At 65.5% G+C, this 4,404-nt stretch carries 7 protein-coding genes; all 7 read right to left on the bottom strand.

Annotated features, from left to right (window positions below):
* The coding region (locus ACFFN1_RS13775) for a terminase TerL endonuclease subunit (RefSeq protein WP_376841407.1) at positions 1–1,216 on the bottom strand (1,216 nt) is incomplete at its 3' end.
* Positions 1,167–1,616 (bottom strand): hypothetical protein, encoded by a 450-nt coding sequence (locus ACFFN1_RS13770; protein WP_376841406.1) that lies wholly within the window; start codon positions 1,614–1,616, stop codon positions 1,167–1,169. The genes ACFFN1_RS13775 and ACFFN1_RS13770, both read right to left, overlap by 50 nt.
* A gap of 589 nt (positions 1,617–2,205) precedes the next feature.
* Positions 2,206–2,421, bottom strand: coding sequence for a helix-turn-helix domain-containing protein (locus tag ACFFN1_RS13765; protein WP_376841404.1), 216 nt, complete (start codon positions 2,419–2,421; stop codon positions 2,206–2,208).
* Position 2,422: 1 nt separating this feature from the next.
* Complete coding sequence (locus ACFFN1_RS13760) at positions 2,423–2,860, bottom strand: hypothetical protein (protein ID WP_376841403.1); 438 nt, start codon at positions 2,858–2,860, stop codon at positions 2,423–2,425.
* Between the two features lie 314 nt (positions 2,861–3,174).
* Positions 3,175–3,333 carry a hypothetical protein gene (locus tag ACFFN1_RS13755; protein ID WP_376841402.1) on the bottom strand — a complete coding sequence of 53 codons (159 nt, stop codon included), beginning with the start codon at positions 3,331–3,333 and terminating at the stop codon, positions 3,175–3,177.
* Entirely contained in the window at positions 3,317–3,727 is a 411-nt protein-coding gene (locus tag ACFFN1_RS13750) for a hypothetical protein (protein ID WP_376841401.1), read from the bottom strand. The genes ACFFN1_RS13755 and ACFFN1_RS13750 overlap by 17 nt, the downstream gene beginning before the upstream one ends.
* Positions 3,720–4,208, bottom strand: a complete 489-nt coding sequence (locus tag ACFFN1_RS13745; protein WP_376841399.1) for a hypothetical protein — start codon at positions 4,206–4,208, stop codon at positions 3,720–3,722. Before ACFFN1_RS13745 ends, ACFFN1_RS13750 begins: the two co-directional genes overlap by 8 nt.
* Between the last annotated feature and the right edge of the window lie 196 nt (positions 4,209–4,404).

The raw sequence follows: 4,404 nt of genomic DNA, 5'->3' as shown, positions 1-4,404 counted from the left end.
TCGATCTGCGCAACTGCGGGAGCAGATCCTCGATCACCGACCCAGCTAGGCCGGCGACAGCGACCGGATCCCAATCCCGGCGAAGCTCTCCCAGCCGGTGCGGCAGCCACGACGTTCCCTCACGCCGATCCACCAATGTCACACCGATCCGACCGTCAGGCAGATAGCCGGCGAGCGCGACGGAGGCGATGTCGCGGCGGGGTGAGATGTCGACTCCGAACGCGAGGACCTCGACGTCCTCGACCTCGTCTGCGGGTGCGGTGGTGGCGTCGAGCATCTTCTCGGTGATGAAGCGGGTGTTGGCCTGTGTTTCCCAGATGGATAGGCGTTCACGGCGGAAGCCTGTCAGGCCGCCGTCTTCCTCGCCTGCGGTGAACGCGGCGAGCTCAGCGGCGACGTAGTCTTCGCTGATGTGGATCCCGAGCGCCGGGTTGGCTTGGTACCAGGTGTTGCGGTCGAGGTGGTCGGCGTCGTCGGGCGCGGACCATTCGAAGTAGGCGAGGCGTTCTGCACCGACGTGCTCGATGCCCCGCATGCGCAGGCCGCGCAGCACCTCGGAGGTGACGAGGCCGGCGGAAGAGGTGTACCAGATCTGCGGGTTACCGGTCATCGACCGGGCGGCCATGGTCGGCAGCAAGGCGGCGATCTGCTCGGAGGTGACCGCGTATGCCTCGTCGAGGATGACAAGGTCACCGGAGAGGCCGCGACCGCCGCCTGACGTTCGGGTGCGGTAGACGATCCGTGACCCGTTCTTGAACTCGATCGCCCGCTCCTGGTTCGACAGGCGGAAACCGGGCAGGTCGTCCCAATCGGTCAGGCCTGGACGATAGCCGCGCACCCGTTTGAGCAGGAACGGATGCTCCTGGATGCGGGCCTTAAGCTTCTTGAACGCCTCGTTAGCCGTCGACGCCTCGTGCGCAGAGTGGACGATGAGCTGCTCGCCGAACAGCAGAGCGCCGGCAAGCTCACGAGCTTCGAGGGCGATGTTCTTGCCGTTCTGGCGAGCGACGATCAGCCCGACCTCGAACGCCGACCACTTGCCGAGCTCGTTGCGGCCCAGCGATTGGCGCAGCACGTACTCCTGCCACGGGTCAAGACTGATGCCGGCGGCCTCGGCGAGCGCGACCGCTTCGTCACCGTCAGGGGTGACGGCGGGAGGGACGTGCTCAATCCGCGGTCGCTGCGCCCCGGTGCGCACGGCGGGCTGCGAGGTCATCGAGGACATCGCCTCCCTCAGCTTCATCATTGCCGCGCAGGCCGATCACCCGGTCGATGAGCTCCTCGCGGCGACGGGACAGGTTCGTGAAGTGTGTGGGGATCAGCGGGTCGGGGGCGAGCATGTACGCCTGAATCTGGCGAAGGTCCTGCAACGCGACCTGCAGCGGGTCCAACGTCAGGTCAGCTAGCTCGTCATCCTCGACCGGCCGCAGATGCCCGATGGCCGGCTTGTCACGATCCGGCTCATAGCCTGCCTGCTGGCGAGCGCGGCGCCGGGCTTCGTTGCGGTCGTTCTTCTGATTGCGGGCTGCCTGCCGGCACGGACCGCACGGCTGCTCACCTGCACGGAGATGACGCTTGTACGCGGCCCATGTGCCGCACGGCTTTAGCTTGGCCACAGCGAGACACCCCTTCGGAGGGAGACGGACGGCGGAGTCGGAGACAGTGGGAGACCCTGTGAGTCTGAGGGGAGAGAAATCCGCCAGTGCGGCCCTGTCAGCGGACGGCCATGGAGCGGGGTACTCCCCCACCCGTTTATATGCGGTGTCACGTATATTCGTGAACCACTATATGTTCCAGCACCCCGGCCAACCAGACCCCGCACTACCACTTCCGAGCCGTCACCGGCCGTGAAACCACCTTGGGAGGCCGGCCTACACCGCGGCGGGCATTGCACGACCGGTGCGCCGGTCGCAGCTCACCGGTCATCGAACCACCGGCAGCGACTGCATGCACATGGTCAGCGGTGAAGGCCATCGGGTCACGGTAGTCGAGAGTGAAGTCGAACGGATGACCACACAACCAGCACGGCAGACCAAGACGCTTCGCCCTGCGACGCAACGCATCACGTCGCTTCACGTAGCTGTGATCGTTGCGGTATCGGCGGCGCTTGCTGCTCATCGCACCATCACCACCTCGAAGATCACGGAAGCGGAAGCCACCCGATGGGCAGAGTCTTCCGCTACGCGTAGCGTAACACGTGTGTGGTCAAAGCTCATCGGCTTTGACTCCTGCTCGGCGTGCCCGTCGCATCCTCGCTTCGACCTGCAGCAGCTGCTTGCGGTTGATCCGCCGCTGGAACGTGATCAGTCTGCCGTCCTTGACCCACCGTCGGATCGTCCGGGCAGACCGGCCTGTCAGCTTGGCGGCCTCACCATACGTCACCCACCGGTCAGCCATATCGTCGGTGTTGTACGTCCTCACATCAGCTCACCTTCTTCCTGCTCTTCTGCTCGAACTCGACCAGTCTGGTCAGTCGCCGGAGGTCGGACTCGGGGGCCACGTATCCGCACGTGCGGCATTCGACCGTGATCGGCCAGCCGACATCCGGCGGCGGCGTCCACCACATGTCCATCAGGTCACAGTCCCGGCACGGTGTGCCCGGCAGATGCCTCGCCCGCTCAGCTTCCGGCCACCGGCGTCGGATCCTGCCGACCAGCTCATGCAACTCCGGCCCGACCTCGGCGATGTCCGGCTGCCCGGCGAACTCTTCGAGATGATCACGCCACCACCGCACCAGCCTCGCCACCACAGCAGAAGCAGCCTCCGGTGAGAGCTGCGAGGGCAGACCGTGCACCACCAACCCTGCCCGCCACACCGTCGGTGGTGACGGCGGCGCGGCACGCTGCAGCACTTCAGCCATCGCAGTCCCGGCTGACAGCAGCAGCGCGAACAGCTCATCGGCCGCATCGACGGCTGAGAGGTCCGCCGGTGCCGGCGGGTAGAGTTTCCCGCCCGAGATCCGGGCATCATCTCTGACCGGGCCGGGCATCATCGCCGAGCGCACCTGCAGCACAAGTTCGGCGCATGACGCGAGATCGCGATTGAGCCACGACCAGTGCTTCACGCACAGGCGACCGCGCTCCGACGGCCGGCCACGACAGCCACCGCACCCGGTGTCCTCACACTCGGCACGATGCCGGCCAGCGACCACACAGTCCGGCCATTCACACTCGATCATCGACCCCTCAGCTCCCGTTCGCTGGTGTCGTCGGTGAGGAGCTGTTCACGTTGCCAGGCCGCACCGGCACGAAAGACCTGCGGGTCACCAGCCCAGTACTCGTCTCTGCCCTTTCGCCATGCCTCAGACGCCGCCAGCTCATCCCAGGTGTTCATCGTCGTCTCCTTTTTCGTGTATTTGGCCCCCGACGTAGGCCATGTGCTGCAAGGTCTGATCCGCGTGCCCCGTGCACTTCTTGTGCCACTCATTCGGTTCGCCGCTGACGCGGGTTGGGCCGTCACAGACGAGCGGGCAGTACAAGGCGACCAGCACATCACGCAACACCCGCGAGTCATATCTCTGTCCTCCAAGCGCCGCCCAGGTGTCGCCTGTCTCCATCGCTTTCAGGGCAACAGACGCGGGATTGGGCAGCATGTCCGGGTCAGGGAACAGCCGCTCATACGTCGCCAGCGCCCCGACGGCTTCGCTCAGCAGGTCAGCTTCCTCATCGAACGAGTGCGTGCGCAGTTCGTCACGGCGCTCCCGCAGCCGTTCCACCAGATCACTCACTGTCGTCTCCTTCCAGCCCGAGGGCATCGGCAACAGCGCGGCGGGTTTCGCACGGCCAGTCGCTCTGTTCTCCGTCCTCGTCCAGGCAATGCGCGCACGCTCGATAGAGTGGCATCTGTGCGCAGTACCATTTACCGCCGATAGTGACGCTCTCTTCGTGCCAGTCATTGACATGCGTCTGATCGCCGCTGTTTGGGCACTCAGTCTCGTCGGCGTAGACCGTCACGGCCCGGTGCAGTTCGAGCACGGCCCGCAGTGCGGTTTCCATGCACGGCACGTCCGTGCGGGCGGCGGCGATGAACACGGCGTCGCCCTTTGCTGGGACAGACCATGCGATATACGGGCCGAGGTCCCCGTCGTCGTATTCAGCGGCTTGGTACACCTCGTGGTCGCCGTCGCCGTAGCTCTCCCACGGCCCCGGCGTCGCCTTCTCAACGCGCTCTCGTAGCGCGTCCAGCCGCGCCATGATCCAGTCAGACATCGTTCTCCCCTCTCTTGCAGGTACCGGGTGCCCGGTACCTGTGCGTCGGGCACAGATGTTGGTACCCGTAAGGGCCGCCCGGTTCGACGGACATGTCCCGCGTCAAGTAGTTGGCAGGATTTCCTTGGTTTTGAATGTCGGGGTGGTGGGGTCGGCCAGGCCCAGGTGCACCTCCTTGGGCCGGTTCCATGAGATG

Origin of the sequence: Brevibacterium otitidis, assembly GCF_042429315.1 — a bacterium.
In the GTDB taxonomy this organism is placed as follows: Bacteria; Actinomycetota; Actinomycetes; order Actinomycetales; family Brevibacteriaceae; genus Brevibacterium; species Brevibacterium otitidis.
Note: the sequence above shows the minus strand (reverse complement) of the source record. Positions and strands in the feature narration are given on the sequence as shown.

What these genes read in the sequence shown, in the direction of transcription:
- ACFFN1_RS13760 (WP_376841403.1), bottom strand. Translation starts at nt 2,860, where the DNA reads ATGGCTGAAGTGCTGCAGCGTGCCGCGCCGCCGTCACCACCGACGGTG.
- ACFFN1_RS13745 (WP_376841399.1), bottom strand. Translation starts at nt 4,208, where the DNA reads ATGTCTGACTGGATCATGGCGCGGCTGGACGCGCTACGAGAGCGCGTT.
- ACFFN1_RS13755 (WP_376841402.1), bottom strand. Translation starts at nt 3,333, where the DNA reads ATGAACACCTGGGATGAGCTGGCGGCGTCTGAGGCATGGCGAAAGGGC.